23 protein-coding genes are annotated in these 15,233 nt (G+C 44.0%); 1 reads left to right on the top strand and 22 read right to left on the bottom strand.

Annotated elements, in window-relative coordinates:
- Positions 1–70: 70 nt before the first annotated feature.
- A complete protein-coding gene (gene xerA, locus NST85_RS25010) occupies positions 71–1,060 on the bottom strand; it encodes a site-specific tyrosine recombinase/integron integrase (protein WP_341190696.1) in 990 nt (329 codons plus the stop codon).
- A 108-nt stretch (positions 1,061–1,168) separates the two neighbouring features.
- On the opposite strand from xerA, the gene NST85_RS25015 reads away from it, so the two are divergent.
- The gene (locus tag NST85_RS25015) at positions 1,169–1,330 is read left to right on the top strand and encodes a ribbon-helix-helix domain-containing protein (RefSeq protein WP_341190697.1); all 162 of its coding nucleotides are present in this window, start codon (positions 1,169–1,171) and stop codon (positions 1,328–1,330) included.
- A 45-nt stretch (positions 1,331–1,375) separates the two neighbouring features.
- On the opposite strand, the gene NST85_RS25020 is transcribed toward NST85_RS25015, so the two are convergent.
- From NST85_RS25020 to NST85_RS25120, 21 genes are all read right to left on the bottom strand, one after another.
- Positions 1,376–1,516 (bottom strand): XkdX family protein, encoded by a 141-nt coding sequence (locus NST85_RS25020; protein WP_341190698.1) that lies wholly within the window; start codon positions 1,514–1,516, stop codon positions 1,376–1,378.
- 1 nt (position 1,517) lies between these two features.
- The gene (locus tag NST85_RS25025) at positions 1,518–1,868 is read right to left on the bottom strand and encodes a hypothetical protein (protein ID WP_341190699.1); all 351 of its coding nucleotides are present in this window, start codon (positions 1,866–1,868) and stop codon (positions 1,518–1,520) included.
- 12 nt (positions 1,869–1,880) lie between these two features.
- Positions 1,881–3,146, bottom strand: coding sequence for a pyocin knob domain-containing protein (locus tag NST85_RS25030; protein WP_341190700.1), 1,266 nt, complete (start codon positions 3,144–3,146; stop codon positions 1,881–1,883).
- Positions 3,112–3,327 (bottom strand): hypothetical protein, encoded by a 216-nt coding sequence (locus NST85_RS25035; RefSeq protein ID WP_341190701.1) that lies wholly within the window; start codon positions 3,325–3,327, stop codon positions 3,112–3,114. The genes NST85_RS25030 and NST85_RS25035 overlap by 35 nt, the downstream gene beginning before the upstream one ends.
- 236 nt (positions 3,328–3,563) lie before the next feature.
- Entirely contained in the window at positions 3,564–3,953 is a 390-nt protein-coding gene (locus NST85_RS25040) for a hypothetical protein (RefSeq protein ID WP_341190702.1), read from the bottom strand.
- Positions 3,954–4,019: 66 nt separating this feature from the next.
- Entirely contained in the window at positions 4,020–4,703 is a 684-nt protein-coding gene (locus tag NST85_RS25045; RefSeq protein WP_341190703.1) for a copper amine oxidase, read from the bottom strand.
- Positions 4,648–6,675: a polymer-forming cytoskeletal protein gene (locus tag NST85_RS25050; protein ID WP_341190704.1), complete on the bottom strand. Its 2,028-nt coding sequence runs from the start codon at positions 6,673–6,675 to the stop codon at positions 4,648–4,650. Before NST85_RS25050 ends, NST85_RS25045 begins: the two co-directional genes overlap by 56 nt.
- A gap of 4 nt (positions 6,676–6,679) precedes the next feature.
- A complete protein-coding gene (locus tag NST85_RS25055) occupies positions 6,680–7,051 on the bottom strand; it encodes a DUF6711 family protein (protein ID WP_341190705.1) in 372 nt (123 codons plus the stop codon).
- A gap of 9 nt (positions 7,052–7,060) precedes the next feature.
- Positions 7,061–9,910 (bottom strand): phage tail protein, encoded by a 2,850-nt coding sequence (locus tag NST85_RS25060; protein ID WP_341190706.1) that lies wholly within the window; start codon positions 9,908–9,910, stop codon positions 7,061–7,063.
- Between the two features lie 39 nt (positions 9,911–9,949).
- The gene (locus NST85_RS25065) at positions 9,950–10,330 is read right to left on the bottom strand and encodes a Gp15 family bacteriophage protein (RefSeq protein ID WP_341190707.1); all 381 of its coding nucleotides are present in this window, start codon (positions 10,328–10,330) and stop codon (positions 9,950–9,952) included.
- The gene (locus NST85_RS25070; RefSeq protein ID WP_341190708.1) at positions 10,293–10,598 is read right to left on the bottom strand and encodes a hypothetical protein; all 306 of its coding nucleotides are present in this window, start codon (positions 10,596–10,598) and stop codon (positions 10,293–10,295) included. The genes NST85_RS25065 and NST85_RS25070 overlap by 38 nt, the downstream gene beginning before the upstream one ends.
- Before the next feature lie 84 nt (positions 10,599–10,682).
- Positions 10,683–11,138, bottom strand: a complete 456-nt coding sequence (locus NST85_RS25075; protein ID WP_341190709.1) for a phage tail tube protein — start codon at positions 11,136–11,138, stop codon at positions 10,683–10,685.
- Between the two features lie 9 nt (positions 11,139–11,147).
- Positions 11,148–11,534: a phage tail terminator protein gene (locus tag NST85_RS25080; protein ID WP_341190710.1), complete on the bottom strand. Its 387-nt coding sequence runs from the start codon at positions 11,532–11,534 to the stop codon at positions 11,148–11,150.
- Positions 11,531–11,908 carry a minor capsid protein gene (locus NST85_RS25085; protein WP_341190711.1) on the bottom strand — a complete coding sequence of 126 codons (378 nt, stop codon included), beginning with the start codon at positions 11,906–11,908 and terminating at the stop codon, positions 11,531–11,533. The genes NST85_RS25080 and NST85_RS25085 overlap by 4 nt, the downstream gene beginning before the upstream one ends.
- Positions 11,908–12,225: a hypothetical protein gene (locus tag NST85_RS25090; RefSeq protein WP_341190712.1), complete on the bottom strand. Its 318-nt coding sequence runs from the start codon at positions 12,223–12,225 to the stop codon at positions 11,908–11,910. The genes NST85_RS25085 and NST85_RS25090 overlap by 1 nt, the downstream gene beginning before the upstream one ends.
- Positions 12,225–12,590 carry a hypothetical protein gene (locus NST85_RS25095; protein WP_341190713.1) on the bottom strand — a complete coding sequence of 122 codons (366 nt, stop codon included), beginning with the start codon at positions 12,588–12,590 and terminating at the stop codon, positions 12,225–12,227. The genes NST85_RS25090 and NST85_RS25095 overlap by 1 nt, the downstream gene beginning before the upstream one ends.
- Positions 12,591–12,601: 11 nt before the next feature.
- Complete coding sequence (locus NST85_RS25100; protein WP_341190714.1) at positions 12,602–12,913, bottom strand: hypothetical protein; 312 nt, start codon at positions 12,911–12,913, stop codon at positions 12,602–12,604.
- The gene (locus NST85_RS25105; RefSeq protein ID WP_341190715.1) at positions 12,913–13,365 is read right to left on the bottom strand and encodes a hypothetical protein; all 453 of its coding nucleotides are present in this window, start codon (positions 13,363–13,365) and stop codon (positions 12,913–12,915) included. Before NST85_RS25105 ends, NST85_RS25100 begins: the two co-directional genes overlap by 1 nt.
- A gap of 1 nt (position 13,366) precedes the next feature.
- Entirely contained in the window at positions 13,367–14,320 is a 954-nt protein-coding gene (locus NST85_RS25110) for a major capsid protein (protein ID WP_341190716.1), read from the bottom strand.
- An 18-nt stretch (positions 14,321–14,338) separates the two neighbouring features.
- On the bottom strand, positions 14,339–14,917 hold the full coding sequence (locus tag NST85_RS25115; RefSeq protein ID WP_341190717.1) for a phage scaffolding protein: 579 nt from the start codon (positions 14,915–14,917) through the stop codon (positions 14,339–14,341).
- A gap of 114 nt (positions 14,918–15,031) precedes the next feature.
- Positions 15,032–15,229, bottom strand: coding sequence for an LSM domain protein (locus tag NST85_RS25120; RefSeq protein WP_341190718.1), 198 nt, complete (start codon positions 15,227–15,229; stop codon positions 15,032–15,034).
- Positions 15,230–15,233 lie beyond the last annotated feature (4 nt).

The raw sequence follows: 15,233 nt of genomic DNA on the forward strand, positions 1-15,233 counted from the left end.
TAAAATAGCCCCCAGGTATGCTCCGGGGGTAAAACAAAAACACGCCCGATTGAGCGTGTCGTATATCTGATTATTGCACTAAATATTTTTTATGTTGTTCACGCTTGCGGTATTCAGATACGCTTGCATAAATCATTGTTGTGGCAGGGTTCTCATGTCCTAATAATGCCTGAACTGTTGATATGTCAGCTCCGTTATTCAACGTCAACGTCGCAAATGTATGTCGTAAAGTATGAGGACTAACTTTTTTTTCGATACCTGCGTTCTTAGCAATTATTCCTATTTCACGTTGTATCCCCCTTTGCGAAAGTCTACGATATGGCCTTCTTTCGGTGACCATTAGAGCTTCCTCGTCATCATCCCGCGACAATAGGTATTTCCTAACATGGAACATGGCCTTGAAGCTAAAATATACTTCACGTTCCTTGTTGCCATTCCCGATCACATTACATCCTAATGATTGAACATTTATGTCTTTGCGATCCATATCGTGTACTTCGGACAATCGGCATCCTGTTGCATATAAAACTTCTACAAACGCTCTCTGCCTAACTGTTTTACATGCTTCTCTTAACATCTCCAACTCTTCAATGGAAAGCGCCTTAGGCAACCTCTTCTCTTTCTTAGGTGGTTTTATTTTCTTTGTAGGGTCTCGTTGGATAAACTCTTCTGATGTTAGCCAACCAAAAAAACTTTTCAATACTGATAACTTCTTAGATATAGAACTCATCTTTAAATGTTTGAAGCTACCTAGAAATGAGCGGATATGATTAGTGGTTACATCAACAACTCTTAACTCAACCATCTTTGCGAATATATTCAATTCTAACTTATAACCAGCAAGTGTTAATTCGCTTAATCCTTCAAGTCTTTTAGCAGACAGAAACAGCTCTGACTTTTCCTTTATGTCGTTTTGGCATGTTTCTAACGTCACACTAGATACTTGATATTTTGAAACAACATAACTTAATTTAACTTTTAAAGACTCTACTTCCGCTAATGGATATTCTAAATCAATAATAGTAACTATTTCCGATACCATTTGTTCGGCAACATTCATAGCGTCCAACTCCTTAGTTATATAACTTATATAACTAATATACAAACATACATTCCTATTGTCAACTATAAGTTATATAACCTATAATACTTTTGAGGAGTTGATATTGTGGCTGTTGATAAAACAAAAAACACACAAATCTTAGTCACGTTTCCGAATGATACATTAGAGGAAATAGAAAAATATTGGCATGATAATAAAATGAAAAACAGAAATGAAGCTATTAGAGATCTTGTACAAAAGGGACTAAATAAAGAGCTCTCGGAGTGATCCGAAAGCTCTTTATTTGTGACGCTTCTAGTGAACAGTTTCGTCCTACTCCGTCATATAAGGATCGTCCGTGATCTCCGCGTACTGCTCCGCTGTGATTTTTCCAGCGGTGACTCCATCGGCGACCATTTGCTTAGTCCATAGATTCGCATCATAGAATTTCTTTATCCGATTAAACCACACCATTTTACATACCTCCCATCATGACTTCGTACCATAATGCCGATATTTCAGTTTCATTCGCTTCGAATTTTGCTGATTGAAGCATACTTTCATACCATAACTCAGCGTTTTCCGCTATTAACTCATCAATCACGCTAGGCTCCATCGGGACAGATACGGCATCATCGTCAATTTCTTGCTGATCGCGATCAATCAACTTGCCGTCAACAAATTTATACCTACCCTGCTCGCTGATGCATGATTGCCAATCATCTACGCTAATTTCTACAGCATCCTCCGGGATCTCTGCGTGTATGTCATCGTTGTAAAAGGCTGTCGGCTTGCCCAAGTCGTTTAATTGTGCAAAAAATTTCAAATTGATCCCTCCCTAGTATCCAATTGAAAACCACATAATGTTTTTGTTGCCAGTGGCGTTGTGAGCAATACCAAGTTGTGAGTTTGTTATAGAAAACACGTTTGCGACTGGGCCGAAACTTACACCTGATATATCCACGACAGCTGATGCATGTAGGCACTTATTAGGATAAGTTAACGGGAATAAAGGGTGAGTAGCGACAGCGCTGGCGGCATTAACAAGAGTGCCCCATTGTAAGATAAGTCCACTAGCTAGTTTTTGATAACCATTATCGGTTATACTCGCCGGATTACTACCGGTTATAAGTACCTGCGACCAATCACTCCAATTTGGTGCATCAAATACTCTAAAATACTCACTATTTGCATTAACCCCCGCATTATATATAATCCTTTGCTTAAAAAAACCACTGGGATCAGCCTCTACTATAATAGTTACACGTCTTGCTCCTGCACTAGGATATATAGGCTCGTGGAGGTATGCAACGTTTAATACCCCGTGATATGTCCCAGGTGTAGTTAGGTTGTTAAAATCCGTAAACACGGGTATTGGTTTAAACGTACCAACAAATCCACTATTCGCAATATCCGCCAACTGCGCATTAACAGCAATGATATCCTCGGCGTTACCTTTCACGGTTTCAGTAGTACGCCCTGCTCCTGCTAAATCATTCACCCCTTCTTCCAAGACCGTAATAGCCGTCGCATGTTCTTCTAACAATTCACCATGTGCGACGATCTCAGCCAACCTAGCAGCAGACAACAAGCCTCCCTCGGTAATCGTTGCATTAGGGATTGGATCCGCCCCATGCTCAGTGTGTGTCTCACCGTGTGCCCCTGGAGCCGCTTCACCCGTAGCGGTTACAGTTACCTCTCCGCTAAGTGGGTTCGTGGTGACAGTGATCCCCAAACCACCAACAATATAAAAATGTGACGATGGATCTACAGCGGCAATGTCATTCACCCGAGAAAATGCGTTTTGATTGACCTGTGCGTTGTCTTCTATGCCGTCCAATTTATCATGCTGGGCTTTTGTCATGTGTGCTACCTGATCCGCTTTATGGGTTGTCAGGTCTGTTGCCGTGCTGCCCGGCGCCTTACCGTCCCATTCTGCCTTCTTAGCTGCAGTAACATGGATATTGGCATTGGCTATATGGTTAGCTGCAATAGCGTCACCAGTGTCCATTTCAGACTGTACACGGTCAAATCCAATGTTGATATTATTAAAGTCTTCACTTATTTTCTTACTTCCGACCAGGTTCGCGAACCGATTCGCCATGCACTTCATCCCCTTTCTTAAGCTGTGCTAATCGCTGCTCTATAGCCTCTTTAACACCAAGCAAAATAGCTTCTTCTTGCCCATGATGGTAAGGAGTCACGGCCATAATTACCGCGCATATTTCAGGAACTGGGTTAAGTGGATCAAGTTCTACTTTTACTACTGGTTGTATGTGTGCCAAGGTTATCACCTTCTTTCTAAAGGAAAGACCTCCCAAAATGTCGAAATGTAGGATTGATGTCCTATAATCGATAGAAGGGAGGTTTTAATATTGTCTAGCTTCGAAAATCGCATAGACCAGTTAGCTCTCTTATATTTGGAAAAGAACTATGATATCCAATCGCTGTCACCAAAAGAATTTTTAGAAAAATTCAATGAGATCAGCAAAGAACTTGTCCACGCTTATCAAAGTACTCGTCAATCCTGAGTATCGGGTTGATACGAGCTTGGTATCAATGGTTTCCATGTTTTGTTTAGCCGTTCTTCATGAGCGGCTATTTCCTCTCTCACTATCTGACGGATTTGTTCAGCGAGACCGCCATTCGTTTTATCGGCAGTAATTCCGTAGTACCTCGTTTGACATCCAGTCATTTCCTCCAGCTTTGATAATGGTGAAATGACTTCGGGACCATCAGCCTCTTTGGTAGCTCCTATCATCGGAGGTAGTACCTTCACAGTGTCCACCAATAACGTTACTAAAAGTTGAGCACCGTGATTAACAGAATCCTCAAGCTTGTAATCAATAACCCCCTTCAGCGGAACGCCGTCCAGATAAATTGATCTATCCTTGATTTCTAATGAATGCATCTTCCTTCACCCTTTCATGGCATAATAAAAGGCCCCGCCATAAGCGAGACCTAATGTAGTGTCGTGTTATTTTTCAAGAAGCTTTAGGGCTTCGTTGACTTGTTCGAGCTGTTTGGTGTATTTCTCAATGTCAGCTTCGTAGGTAGCCAAGTTTTTCTCCGCTGATTCAATAGTCTTTTGAGTCAACTCCCCACCATTTGAAGCCTTTAGCTGTTCAATCCCAGCTTTGATTTCGTCTCTTCCTTTAATCGTAGGCGCTAGAATGTCATTTTCCAGCCCTGCCTTAATCTTTTCGAGTGAAGCTTTGGGCTGTCCGATATACTCATTACCAACAACAGGTCCCGTACTTTGTTGCTCAGTTGTTCCTGTGCCAACGGCGTTGCTATTTGTTGTAATATTAATCACCTTCTTTTGGTTATCTACACTCAATGTGCCGCCGATGGCATCACTAATCGCTCTAATAGGTCCGTTGGTCTTACCATCTATAACAGCCCCTTTATCAGCGAGTTCCCTACCATTAATAACCACAGCATACTCACCAGTCACCTTTTGACCTATTAAACTCTTAACCTGTGCCGAAACAGTTCCAGCAGAAGAAGCGACCACAATCCCAAGGATAAACGCTCCTGCCATGTAAGCAAACTTTTTCATAGATTCCTCTACCTCCGTTGGTATATTTACCCTAATACTACCATTACGGAGTTGATGTGGCAAAGGTTCCACCCCAGTTTTGGTTTTCGGTTCTGCCATGGTTATGGGTTCCGATATTAACAGTGTGAGTGTGATTATTAATCAGACTTCTTAACGAGTTTAATTCTTGCTGCAATCCTGCTATTTTACTTATGTTTAGTCCATAAACTGTTGCAAAAGAAAAGTCTATATTTCCCTGCATATGCAAAGAACCACTCATAGACCGTATCAACATATCCCTTTGACCAATTAGAGAGAAACTATCACCCGAGGCGTACAATTCACCCATTAAAATTCGAGAAGAATTAAACCACGATATTCCACCCATACCAGCAGAGTTATTATAGTTGATAGATATACGCTCTACGTTATTGTCGTCTAGTGACCGCCAACCTCGATAATCTATCTCGATCCTGCGACCTGTTTCAGCGGTCCGTAATGTACCACCGGTAATAGTACTACCGTTTATATTAGTTCCGTTTATCGTACCGCCAGTAATAGTAGATGCCGTGATGGTCCCCGAGAAATTACCATCAACACCAACTAAAGTCCCCGTAAAGGTACCGCCTGCTGCTGATAAGTTACCACTGAATGTACCGTCAACACCCTGTAAAGTTCCAGTAAATGTGCCTCCGGCCGCCTTAAGATCTCCGCTAAACGTACCAGTGGCCGCCTCAAGGTGTCCTGTATACTTTAACTTATTTGCCTGTGCATCATAATACAAGCTAGATTGACCGTTTACTCTCCAGTCCATCACATCGGAGTTAAGTGTTAGCTTACTTTTATGGTCTTCTCTTTCAACGACAATACCCTCAGTGCGTGAGTGAGTAATCCCAAAGTATGGCTTCCCATAGCGAATTGCATTTTCGTTGAGCTTGTTCACCTGCTGGGTAAGCGACCCTTCAAGAGCGAATTCGCTTTGCTGCTCTGAGGTTGATGGAGCTTCGATTTTATGGGTAAGGCCGCCTTTAAAACTGTATGTCTGCCGTAAGATGAAAGATGTATACCTCATAATGCCATCCCAGGGAATATTCATCTCCTGCCATGGCGTATTGGTATCAATCCAGCTACCACCTTCACGCTGTTCGAAGCCGATCATATCTCCCTGGTCGAGTTGAGGAAAACCACGGGAGTCCATTGTAAGCGGTAGATAAGATAAGCCATTCAAAGACACAAACAACGCATTAACCATGCTTTGCGTCATAAACGGATTTTCAAGGTAAAGTGTGTGGTTATCATCACCAGTTCCTGCCTCAAAGGTAAGCTTGTCTTCCGTATTGTAGGTGACCACGATTCGAGTATAGGTCTTAACTGGATTGGTTTGCTTAACCCGAATATAATCGGCTGTTGTCATCTCGAATACGGCAGGAGCCGAAGCGCTGAACCGTTTGAATCGCATGACGCCATCCTTGCCCATAAAGATACTAGCGCTATTAGCCCCTGCAATATAAGCAAGGACCTGTCTGCAACTATAACCGGCTGGCCCCGCCTGAATTTTGTAGTTAGGATTAATAACTACGCTGCTGTCATAGACAAGACCTATCCGGTTACATATCTCATCAAACACGGCTTTTTGAGTTGCTGGGTAATTAAGTTGAGAGATATAGGCTACCTCGGTAGTAATCAACTTGTCGCAACAGATATATGTCCAAACGTCATTGATCTTCTCTCGACTATCTACATAAAACTCCCCTAATGGTAGCCACTCAGTTGCTCCTGCCGTCCAGGGTATATCCATTTGCTCCCACGGGTATACGGCTTCAAGCCAATTCATGCTATCCAGCGACAACGACAGATAAGGGATAATTTTAGCATTAGGTTTGATCGCATCAGGTAGACGAAGCTTTATAGTCAATTTGGACGGGTTTGCCGTCCCGATCTCAAATTCTTCGCCGCCAGCCATTACGTTCTCAATACTAAACTCAACGATACTAGCGCTGCTATACTCGGTACCGTCAATAACCGCCTTAACAATATACTGCTTATCATGCCGTTTTAGATAATCGGCAAATATCGGTGATATTGGATACATAGCATCACTTCTCCGTTAGGGTTACTTTCAACCCGTTCCACATAATTTCCGATCCTTTGGCAACGGCGAATGGTGCGGGACGGTTACCTACATAAAAGGTCTTGGTCTCATATTTGCCTGTCATGGGATCGGGATAAGTTACAGGAAAGAACACATCTTCCATTTCCTTATACAAAGCCGACATTTCAGACCATCTGAGCATTCCCCAAGTCGCCTCAATTTGCCGTTTAACCGCAATCCGATCACGATTTAAAGAACCATCAGCTGTTCTAACAGATGATTCACCGTCATCTAAATCCAGTACTGTGACAGTTAGAGAAGAAGGCGAGGGGTAATCTCCAGTCTCCTGTCTGTTAATTCTAAAATCTAAACCCATAGTGCCCTCCTATCTGGCGAACAGCGCACGCCCAGCCTGACGCTCCGCACTACCAATAGCCCGGGCCGCCATGCGCCCGAACTCTGCTTCACCTATTTTCAATATTGTCTCCTTGTCGCCCTTATTGATTAATGCATCGTAGAGCATCATGATCGCTTCGACTACAGCCTGATTGCTAGACCCAAGCATATCTTGGAGTGTAGACAATGGACTAATTACCTCTGGATCGGCACTAGCTCCTTTGTTGTCTCCGACCATAGCAAGTGTTGGTCCATAGGCTAAGCCGCCTTTAGCCAGCTTCGGAATAGTAGGGATGTTAAACCCAATAGTCCCCCCCTCAATTCCGGCTAACTTAGCCATCCAGTCCGGAACGTCGACTTTTATTTTGTTTATTTGGCGAACCATGAAGTTAATTACATCAATGATTAGGTTTATCGCACCTTTAAAGATACCAACTATGGCATCCTTTAGCCCCTCCATGAAGTCTTTTATGCCGTTCCATGCTTTCTCCCAGTCTCCTGTAAATACCCCAGCTATAAAGTCGATTACGCCACCTAACGACTTGATCAAGCCTTTTAGTACATCGGCAATGACACCTACAACGGTACCCACAACATCACCGATAAAGGAAAAAATATTACTGAATGTAGGCCCCAGCTTTTCGACGAGGTAATTGACTATCGGCATAATAAATTTGTTGAAAATATCTAATGCAGCTGTAACCAACTTCCCCACAAATTTACCGATCTCTTCGACAAGTCCTTTAAGATGTTTGTCCCAAAGCTGTGTGAGCATATCAAGCATATTAGTAATAAAAGGCTTGAGGAAGTTATCCCATAGGTTATTCCAAAGCTTTTTGATATTATCTAATGCCTCTTTTATACCATCGACAATTTTCTTCCCCCACTCGTCCCACCAATCAAAAATGATATCTAGAACATCTCTAATGATCTTTGACACAAGTTGCATAGCGGGGTCGATAGCATCTCTCCAAATGTCATCAAATATTTCTTTAACTAGATCAAAAAGCTTACGTAATATTTCCTGTACACCTGTAAGAAACTCTGTGAGTCGAGGCAATCCCTCCGTCACAAACTTATCAATGATAGGGAATACCGCTTCCCATATACTAGATACGACCTTTTGCAAACTATCGCCAAGCCCAGCCCATATGTGCCCTACCAATTGAATGCCATTTTGCCACATAGGTACCAAATCGTTATTGATCCAGTTCTTTAAGGGCTCACCTAATGTCATTACATCATCAAACATTTTTTTGAATTGCTCTTTCCATCGATCTAGTACAGGAGAAATCTCACCCCAAGCAGTCTGAAATGATGGTCCAAATGTTGATACTACCCAGTCCCACCCCTGTTTAACACCACCCCACGCCTTATCAAATGTGGATTTGATACCAGCTGCCAAAGTATCCATTTTCCCTTGTATCCCTGTAATGTCCATATCAGGCGTAGCCATCTCAAAGCCTTCACCAGCTCCGCCCCCAGCGGCATCTGCTCCCGCATCGTCAGGGCCTGCGAAGTCAAGAGTGTTAAGATCATCAAATCCAGCAAGAGCGCCCTTGGCTTCCTTACCTGCTTTCTTCGCGGCTCCACCGTACCCCGCCATGGCTTTCTTTGCTGATTCAATTCCCTTAGCAGCTTGATAGGACTGTTGATATGTCTTACCAAATAAGGCGCTAATAAAAGCAGCAATATAGGCTGTGATCTTAGCTAGACCAGCCATTAACGCATTGAGAGCCGGGAGTATGGCTTGATAGATTGGTGAAAACGCCACCGCTAGATTGGTTTTGATCGCATTGAGAGACGCAGCATACTGGGCATTAGTTTTAAGAGAGCTATTAAGATACTCCCCAAATCCCCGGATGGCCTTATACAACACAGCAAAGACAAATACCTGTTTAAGGATACGAGCAAAAGCACGAGTAAAGGAGTTACCCATCCCGCCAGCTTTTTTTCCAGCGCCGTCCATCGCTGCTCCAGTATTTGTTGCTGCCTTTGCCGCTTGTTTCAGGTTCCCACTTGTGGATTTTAAAGGCTTATTGGTCTGAACCAACTTACTTCCCAATTTGGCGACTGGTTGTTCTACAGCCTGTGCGGCTTGCCCTACATTCTTAAGACTGTCTTCTAGATCCCACATCTTTTTTGCGGTCTTGTCACTCGTATTAGTTAGTCGTAACAGTGTGGCCTCGGTGTTAACAATCTTCTCTTGCAGTGCGTTCTTCTGCGTATCATTGAAAGTGTTAGCGTATGCCTCTTTCAGATCGCTTAGTTTCCGTTTCTGTATTTCGATCCGGGCGTTAACGTTGTCCAATACGTCCGTCAATCCGCTAATCTGAGCCTTTACAGCTTCCGTGTCAATCTCTGGCTTAACCTTTGTCACTGCTGTTTTAGGTGCTGTCACATTTGGGTTAGCTGCGGCGGCTGCAGCCGGTTGCATATTGGGTACTAATCCTTTAAAAAATGACGGTGCCTTTAGCGTGCCAAGCTTAGCCGCCACGCTGTCGATCGCACTTTCAGCAGCCGCCTTATTATCATTAATAGATTTCAGCATGGCATCGTTAGTAACTGATACGGTTTTAAGTAGCCGCCCCTCTGCAGCGGATACCGATTCCTCCATACCTGTGATGATGCCCTTCATGGCCGTTTCAGTCGTTGATTTTAGAGTCTGCGATATATTCCCAGCAAATCCTTTTAGACTGAATCCTCCAAAGGTAGACTGTAATGACTTAGTCAACTGACCGCCTATTGTTCCAGCAGCAGCTGTAATCTGCTTGGTAAGATCGTTACCGCCTACAAGCTCCAGTCCTAAACTGACTGTGCCGACTGTTTCATCTGACATATGTTCACCCCCTCGCCAGACAAATCAAAAAGGCACCCCTTATTGAGGTGCCCCGGATAATTCTATAAACATCTGTTGTACTTCCTGCATTGCCTTAACTTTATCCGCCTCTGTCCATTGGACTTCTTTAACCCCTCTTGTTCTCCACTCACTTCGGATCCGCCGTTGCTCAGGTGACATAGCCTTGATCTTTTCGCGGTCATTCTCGCTGCGTATATTTACAATCTGACCAAGTGGAGTTTCTGGCATGATTCCGGCTAACAAAGTGCAAAACTCATCCCATGACATGTCCGATACACTCCGTAGTCTTATCCCATATTGAGCGGCAATAGATGCCTCAATCAGTCCCCAATCATCATATAAATCATACCATTGTGGTATCTTAGACTTCTTGGCGTCCCCGTTGAAATCGGGCCTCAATGACCTTTATATCTTCACCTGTAGCCGCTGAACATGCGGCAAAGAATACATATAGATAGTTTTCAAATGACAAATTCAATGCTTCGATTTTTTCAACAGCTTCTTTGCCCAGTAATAGTTCTAACGATTGCTCTAAACCGCCATCTTCTTGCATTCCAAGTACAGTATTCTTTCCATTATCAACTTCAAATTCTAATCCCTCACCTAGTTTCAATACCGGACGGTCATTGGTTAATTTGCTTGTAATATCAATTGTCTTCTTCGCCATTGTTTGTTATCTCCTCATCGATCGTATTTTGTGCAAGGGATTCACCTTCCCCATCCCCCTGCAGATTAAACGGGGAAGGCTCTATTACTCCCCCGTTGCTGGTGTATACACGGGCTTCCCGTCGCTCATAAGTTCACATTCAAGTGCTGACACCGCCGTACTGTCCCCACCGTTCGGAGCCGACACGCTAACGATACAATCAAATACCAGCTTGCTTCCATCTGGGAATACAATCTCTGCTTTGCTGGAGCAATCAAGGCCGGACTTCCACGCTGTATTTGCTACGTAGTCATTACCTGGATCGCCTACATGTCGCTTACCATTCAATGTGATTGCAAACCCTTTACCTGTCGCCAGTCGCCGTGTCCAGCCCTCTGTCTCCATTGGGGTCCACTCTTCTACGTTCGTATCAATCGCAATCTGAAATGTTTCCATATCCTTGATTATCAACATTTCCAGCTCCGTACTAGCCCGGCCTTTAGTTCCGATTTTAAATTCGATATTAAAAACCGGAAATACTCCACTTGTTACTAATGGCATAATTTCAACCTACCTTTCATGATAAATGTGTGTTTCAATTACATATTCGTAGATTCCTTCTGAGTCAGTACCGACATTAACCGGCTGCGGCGAGACCATTTTAAACATGATCACTCGCTTACCGCCGATCTCTGCAGACTGACAAAACAGGGCGTTATATACTTCCTGAGCTTTGCGCTCTGCAATGTCTGAATCCCTGCCCCAATGGACGAGAATAGAAATAGGCTTGATAACATATCCGGTAGCTTCCAGTCCGCCTATAGCGATACGTGGCTGGGCTCCAGATGTGTTATACAAACCTATACATTGTGGTTTCTTGCCGTCGATTTTGCCAATATACCAAAACGGGGAATCAATGACCGTCTCGAACCAATCAACAACATCGTTTAGCGTCATTTGATCATCCCCTTACTGAGCTGCTTTACAAACTTACCGAATGTATCACGGACAAATACCTTCTTCTCGCCTGATTTATAAGCTTCCATCCATTTACCACGAGCGTTAGGGTTCTTGTCAGTCCTAAAGTCGTACTCTGGATGCCAGTACAAGCGACGGGCATATGGAGTGTCATAGACTAGTTTAACTTTGCCATTGGACACGACGACGACGTGACCGCTAAGCTCTAATGTCCCTCTTTGCTTCGGAACGACTTGTGATGTGACAATATCAGTCCTAACCGCTTCGGCTGTCATTTCAACGGCTTGTTGGCTGATCAGCTCTAATTGCTTAAGAGCTGCCGCATTCACCGTAACCTTAGTTGATACCTTCATCAGTTCAGCTCCAACTCGGTACTAAACACGGTACCGTCAGGGTTACGTGGTCTCTTTGCACGATAGATGTTCTTACGCTCACCATCGATGATCACATATCCCTCTATCAATACGCCTGGGTTAATGTCACCCTCTATGAGAATCAGCCCTGAGAGCAGCACCAAACGGCGTTCAGCGTCCATAACTTGGCGTGACTTCTCGTCGTAAAAGCACTTCTTATCATAGATAAGTGTTTCTTTCTCGCCAGTTCTACCCTGCTCAGTTTGATAGACTTTGACTGGGGTAACCTGATTCCATCTTGGAAAGGGGAAGCGCATCAACAGAACCCCCTATTTGCCAAGCCTGTAGGCATGAGCAAGTCAATCACGGCATCTGTAGTTTGTACTCCTCCAGCTCCGGTTGTAGCCTTAAATGACATGCTGGTGCTTCCTGCGCTGTACCCTGAGAGTGGCATGGTCAAATATTCACCGTATTTAAAAGTAAAGTCGGCTTGTTGACAAACAGCCTTAATCACATTGGTACGCTGAAAAGGCGAAAGGCTATCAAAGCCCCTCGCCACAATGCGATTATATGTCAGGCGGTCTACCTGGTCGGTTGCCCGATCCAGTGCCTTATCCAGTTGTTCCGCTGGAATTGAACCGTCCCCGTAACGATCATAATCCGCTGTAGTTGCGTAGGCCATATGATCACCGCCTATTCTTCTGTTTCTTTACCAGGGTCTGGTACTTGTTGAACGCTCTGAATGACCTTCAAAATGTCCTCTTTCTTGGATGCTTCTCCAAGATCGATTTCATTCTTAGTGGCGTATTCTTTAAGCTGCGGAACCGTCATTTTTTCTACAGGAATTTCTTCCTGTTCTGGCTCTAGTTGCTCAACCTCATAACCTTTAGATTCAAACCATTCCAACAAGTGAGTGTTATCCGTTTCCCCTACTCCATTTGCAAAGGCTACCCCTGCGGATAGCCCTGTGTACTCCTTATTCGGTGCAATTACTTTCGCCATCATTAACCCCTCCAGTCTAGCGGCGCAACATGGATCACGTTCACCGCTGTTTTAATCTCAAAAACATATCTCCCATGAGGGAGCGACTTGTTAAACCACAGTGTCGAGTCTGCATCCGGTTTGAGTTCCTTACCATCGCGGGTAATGTACGTAAGGTTATCTTCGTCTAATGGTATTACGTTGTCATCAACGTCCAATAACTCATACTGTACATATACTACTCCTTCATGTGGTCCCTCTTCCCCTGTAGCTTTCCATGATACTAGGTCTGCTGGAACAGGTGAGTTAGGAGTGGATCCATCTTGTGTAACAGTTCCTACATGCTCAAATGACCTTACATTTCCAAGGCCATCATTAGCATTAGGGGCTAGACCATCAACAAGTCTAGACCCCTCACTTTGTCCGACATAATAACCATTCACATATCCTTTTGCCAGATCATCCTTGTATCTCATATTAAGATACCTTGATCTTACGCATTACCCCTGCGGCTTTAGTAGCCTTGAGCGCTACTGCTGCTACCATTTCAACTTCACCTGTTTTAACAGCTCCCGAAGTAGAGTAATCAGGCAACCAAGTTTGTACAGGGGATACACCAGCCATAGACACGCCATGGAAACCATCTAAGCCAAGACGCGGAACATAGATGCTTGTTTCTCCCGAAGCATTGGTAGCGACAACAGGGTTATTTGATCCCGCTTTCGCCCCAAGATCAACTAATGGAATTTCGTTGTACTTCTCAACTTGCTTGCCAAACTCATCTAGCGTAGTGGTGTAGGCACTGGATCGACGCGCGCAAGCTCTGATCTTGGCAATCAACTTAAGATTACCCATGATAGCGGATGGTGCTCCGTCCAACCCCATCAGGAATTCATCTAACTGATCAAGGAACGCCTTATAGTTAGTGTCAATCGCCGCTGACGTTGATAGGTCGATTGCGGCAGTTGGCACATACTCAGTACTGGAACCAGTCAGGGCTTTATCCAACCCATCAAACGCCAATGCATCAACCGCACTATCTCCGTTGATTACATTGTCATTGAATACTGCCTGAGCCGCCTTTATCTTTTGTTGCATTTGCAGTGTAACCTCGTTGGCTAGACCACCCATATTGGCGATTACACGGTCGATTTTATACGTCCCACCGAATACCTTAAGGTCAACCGTATATCGCTGTTTACTAACCTCTTGCGGCGTGTACTCAGTGTTAACAGCGCGGAATCCGGCTGTAGGTTGAGTGATCAACCGAGTGTAACCATATGTTAGGGTAGCGCCTCCACCAGTCGGTGAAACTGCATCATCAAAGATGAGATTTTCCAAGAGGAAGTTATTCTTCCGGAACTCATCGATAACACCCAATGTAATATGATCCTGTACGTTTTTCTTTGCTTCTGCCAATGTTACTGCCATTTCAAATCATCTCCAATCTTATTTTGTGAAGTGTGCGGCAATCGCATCTCCTAATGAGAGTTGACCGCCTGCAGGTAGCTCAGTTCTGCCCGCCCCTACTCTAATACCTGGTTGCTGCTGTTGTTGCTGTTGCTGGCTTTCCTCTTTGAATAGGAATGCCTTGGATGTTTTCAGAGTTGTAATCTGTTCATCCAGACCAACGACTTTACCATCATCACTAACAACAAGCCTTGTAGCGTCAAGTTGAGAGATAGCCATATCCTCGTCATGAACTTTGCCTGTGATCGCAAGCTTGATGGCGTTATCCAACTTTAGCTTTTTCAACGTGGATTCATGCTCGGTAGCAGCTGTCTTATTCTCATCTTGTAGTCGTTGAATCTCCTTCTGTAGATCCTCGGATAATCCGGCCGTCTTACCTAATGTTTCAAGCTGCGTGCCATTCTCCTTAACCGTAGCTTTTAGAGTCTTATTTTCCTCCGTCAACTCGTCAAAACGGTGTTTAGGGATGAATGTCTTTAACTCATTTTGTGAAGCCTCAGCCGCCTTTGTAGCCTGTTCTTCCGTGAAACCTAATGCTATAAACTCTTCTTTATTCATGATTGATTCCTCCATCTTCGCTTTGGTATCCCGGTCTCGTCCGGTGATGGGTTGCCCAGTTTAAAGCCATATGACAGGGCATAATAAAAGCACCCCCGATTATTCGAGAGTGCCTTAGTCAATAACTTCTATGCTTTTAATATCAGGCTCATCGATCATTGCAATATGCGTGCCTTGATCAAGTCCAATTGAATCATAGTCCCGATCCTCCATAATGCCGACATCGTAGGTGATGGCTTCACCCTCAAACATTTCCCCTTGCTTGGTCAGAATGCGAAGTCGCTTATGCATATAGCTTGTTAATGGATCCACCTTA

The organism is Paenibacillus sp. FSL K6-2524, from assembly GCF_038005525.1.
GTDB classification, from domain to species: Bacteria; Bacillota; Bacilli; order Paenibacillales; family Paenibacillaceae; genus Fontibacillus; species Fontibacillus anaericanus.

Coding starts and splice junctions, on each gene's coding strand:
- NST85_RS25090 (WP_341190712.1), bottom strand. CDS start 12,225: ATGCGCTTCCCCTTTCCAAGATGGAATCAGGTTACCCCAGTCAAAGTC.
- NST85_RS25110 (WP_341190716.1), bottom strand. CDS start 14,320: ATGGCAGTAACATTGGCAGAAGCAAAGAAAAACGTACAGGATCATATT.
- NST85_RS25080 (WP_341190710.1), bottom strand. CDS start 11,534: ATGACGCTAAACGATGTTGTTGATTGGTTCGAGACGGTCATTGATTCC.
- NST85_RS25095 (WP_341190713.1), bottom strand. CDS start 12,590: ATGGCCTACGCAACTACAGCGGATTATGATCGTTACGGGGACGGTTCA.
- NST85_RS25030 (WP_341190700.1), bottom strand. CDS start 3,146: ATGGCGAATCGGTTCGCGAACCTGGTCGGAAGTAAGAAAATAAGTGAA.
- NST85_RS25070 (WP_341190708.1), bottom strand. CDS start 10,598: ATGGCGAAGAAGACAATTGATATTACAAGCAAATTAACCAATGACCGT.
- NST85_RS25040 (WP_341190702.1), bottom strand. CDS start 3,953: ATGCATTCATTAGAAATCAAGGATAGATCAATTTATCTGGACGGCGTT.
- NST85_RS25050 (WP_341190704.1), bottom strand. CDS start 6,675: ATGTATCCAATATCACCGATATTTGCCGATTATCTAAAACGGCATGAT.
- NST85_RS25105 (WP_341190715.1), bottom strand. CDS start 13,365: ATGAGATACAAGGATGATCTGGCAAAAGGATATGTGAATGGTTATTAT.
- NST85_RS25100 (WP_341190714.1), bottom strand. CDS start 12,913: ATGATGGCGAAAGTAATTGCACCGAATAAGGAGTACACAGGGCTATCC.
- NST85_RS25115 (WP_341190717.1), bottom strand. CDS start 14,917: ATGAATAAAGAAGAGTTTATAGCATTAGGTTTCACGGAAGAACAGGCT.
- NST85_RS25055 (WP_341190705.1), bottom strand. CDS start 7,051: ATGGGTTTAGATTTTAGAATTAACAGACAGGAGACTGGAGATTACCCC.
- NST85_RS25075 (WP_341190709.1), bottom strand. CDS start 11,138: ATGCCATTAGTAACAAGTGGAGTATTTCCGGTTTTTAATATCGAATTT.
- NST85_RS25020 (WP_341190698.1), bottom strand. CDS start 1,516: ATGGTGTGGTTTAATCGGATAAAGAAATTCTATGATGCGAATCTATGG.
- NST85_RS25045 (WP_341190703.1), bottom strand. CDS start 4,703: ATGGCAGAACCGAAAACCAAAACTGGGGTGGAACCTTTGCCACATCAA.
- NST85_RS25060 (WP_341190706.1), bottom strand. CDS start 9,910: ATGTCAGATGAAACAGTCGGCACAGTCAGTTTAGGACTGGAGCTTGTA.
- NST85_RS25085 (WP_341190711.1), bottom strand. CDS start 11,908: ATGAAGGTATCAACTAAGGTTACGGTGAATGCGGCAGCTCTTAAGCAA.
- xerA (WP_341190696.1), bottom strand. CDS start 1,060: ATGAATGTTGCCGAACAAATGGTATCGGAAATAGTTACTATTATTGAT.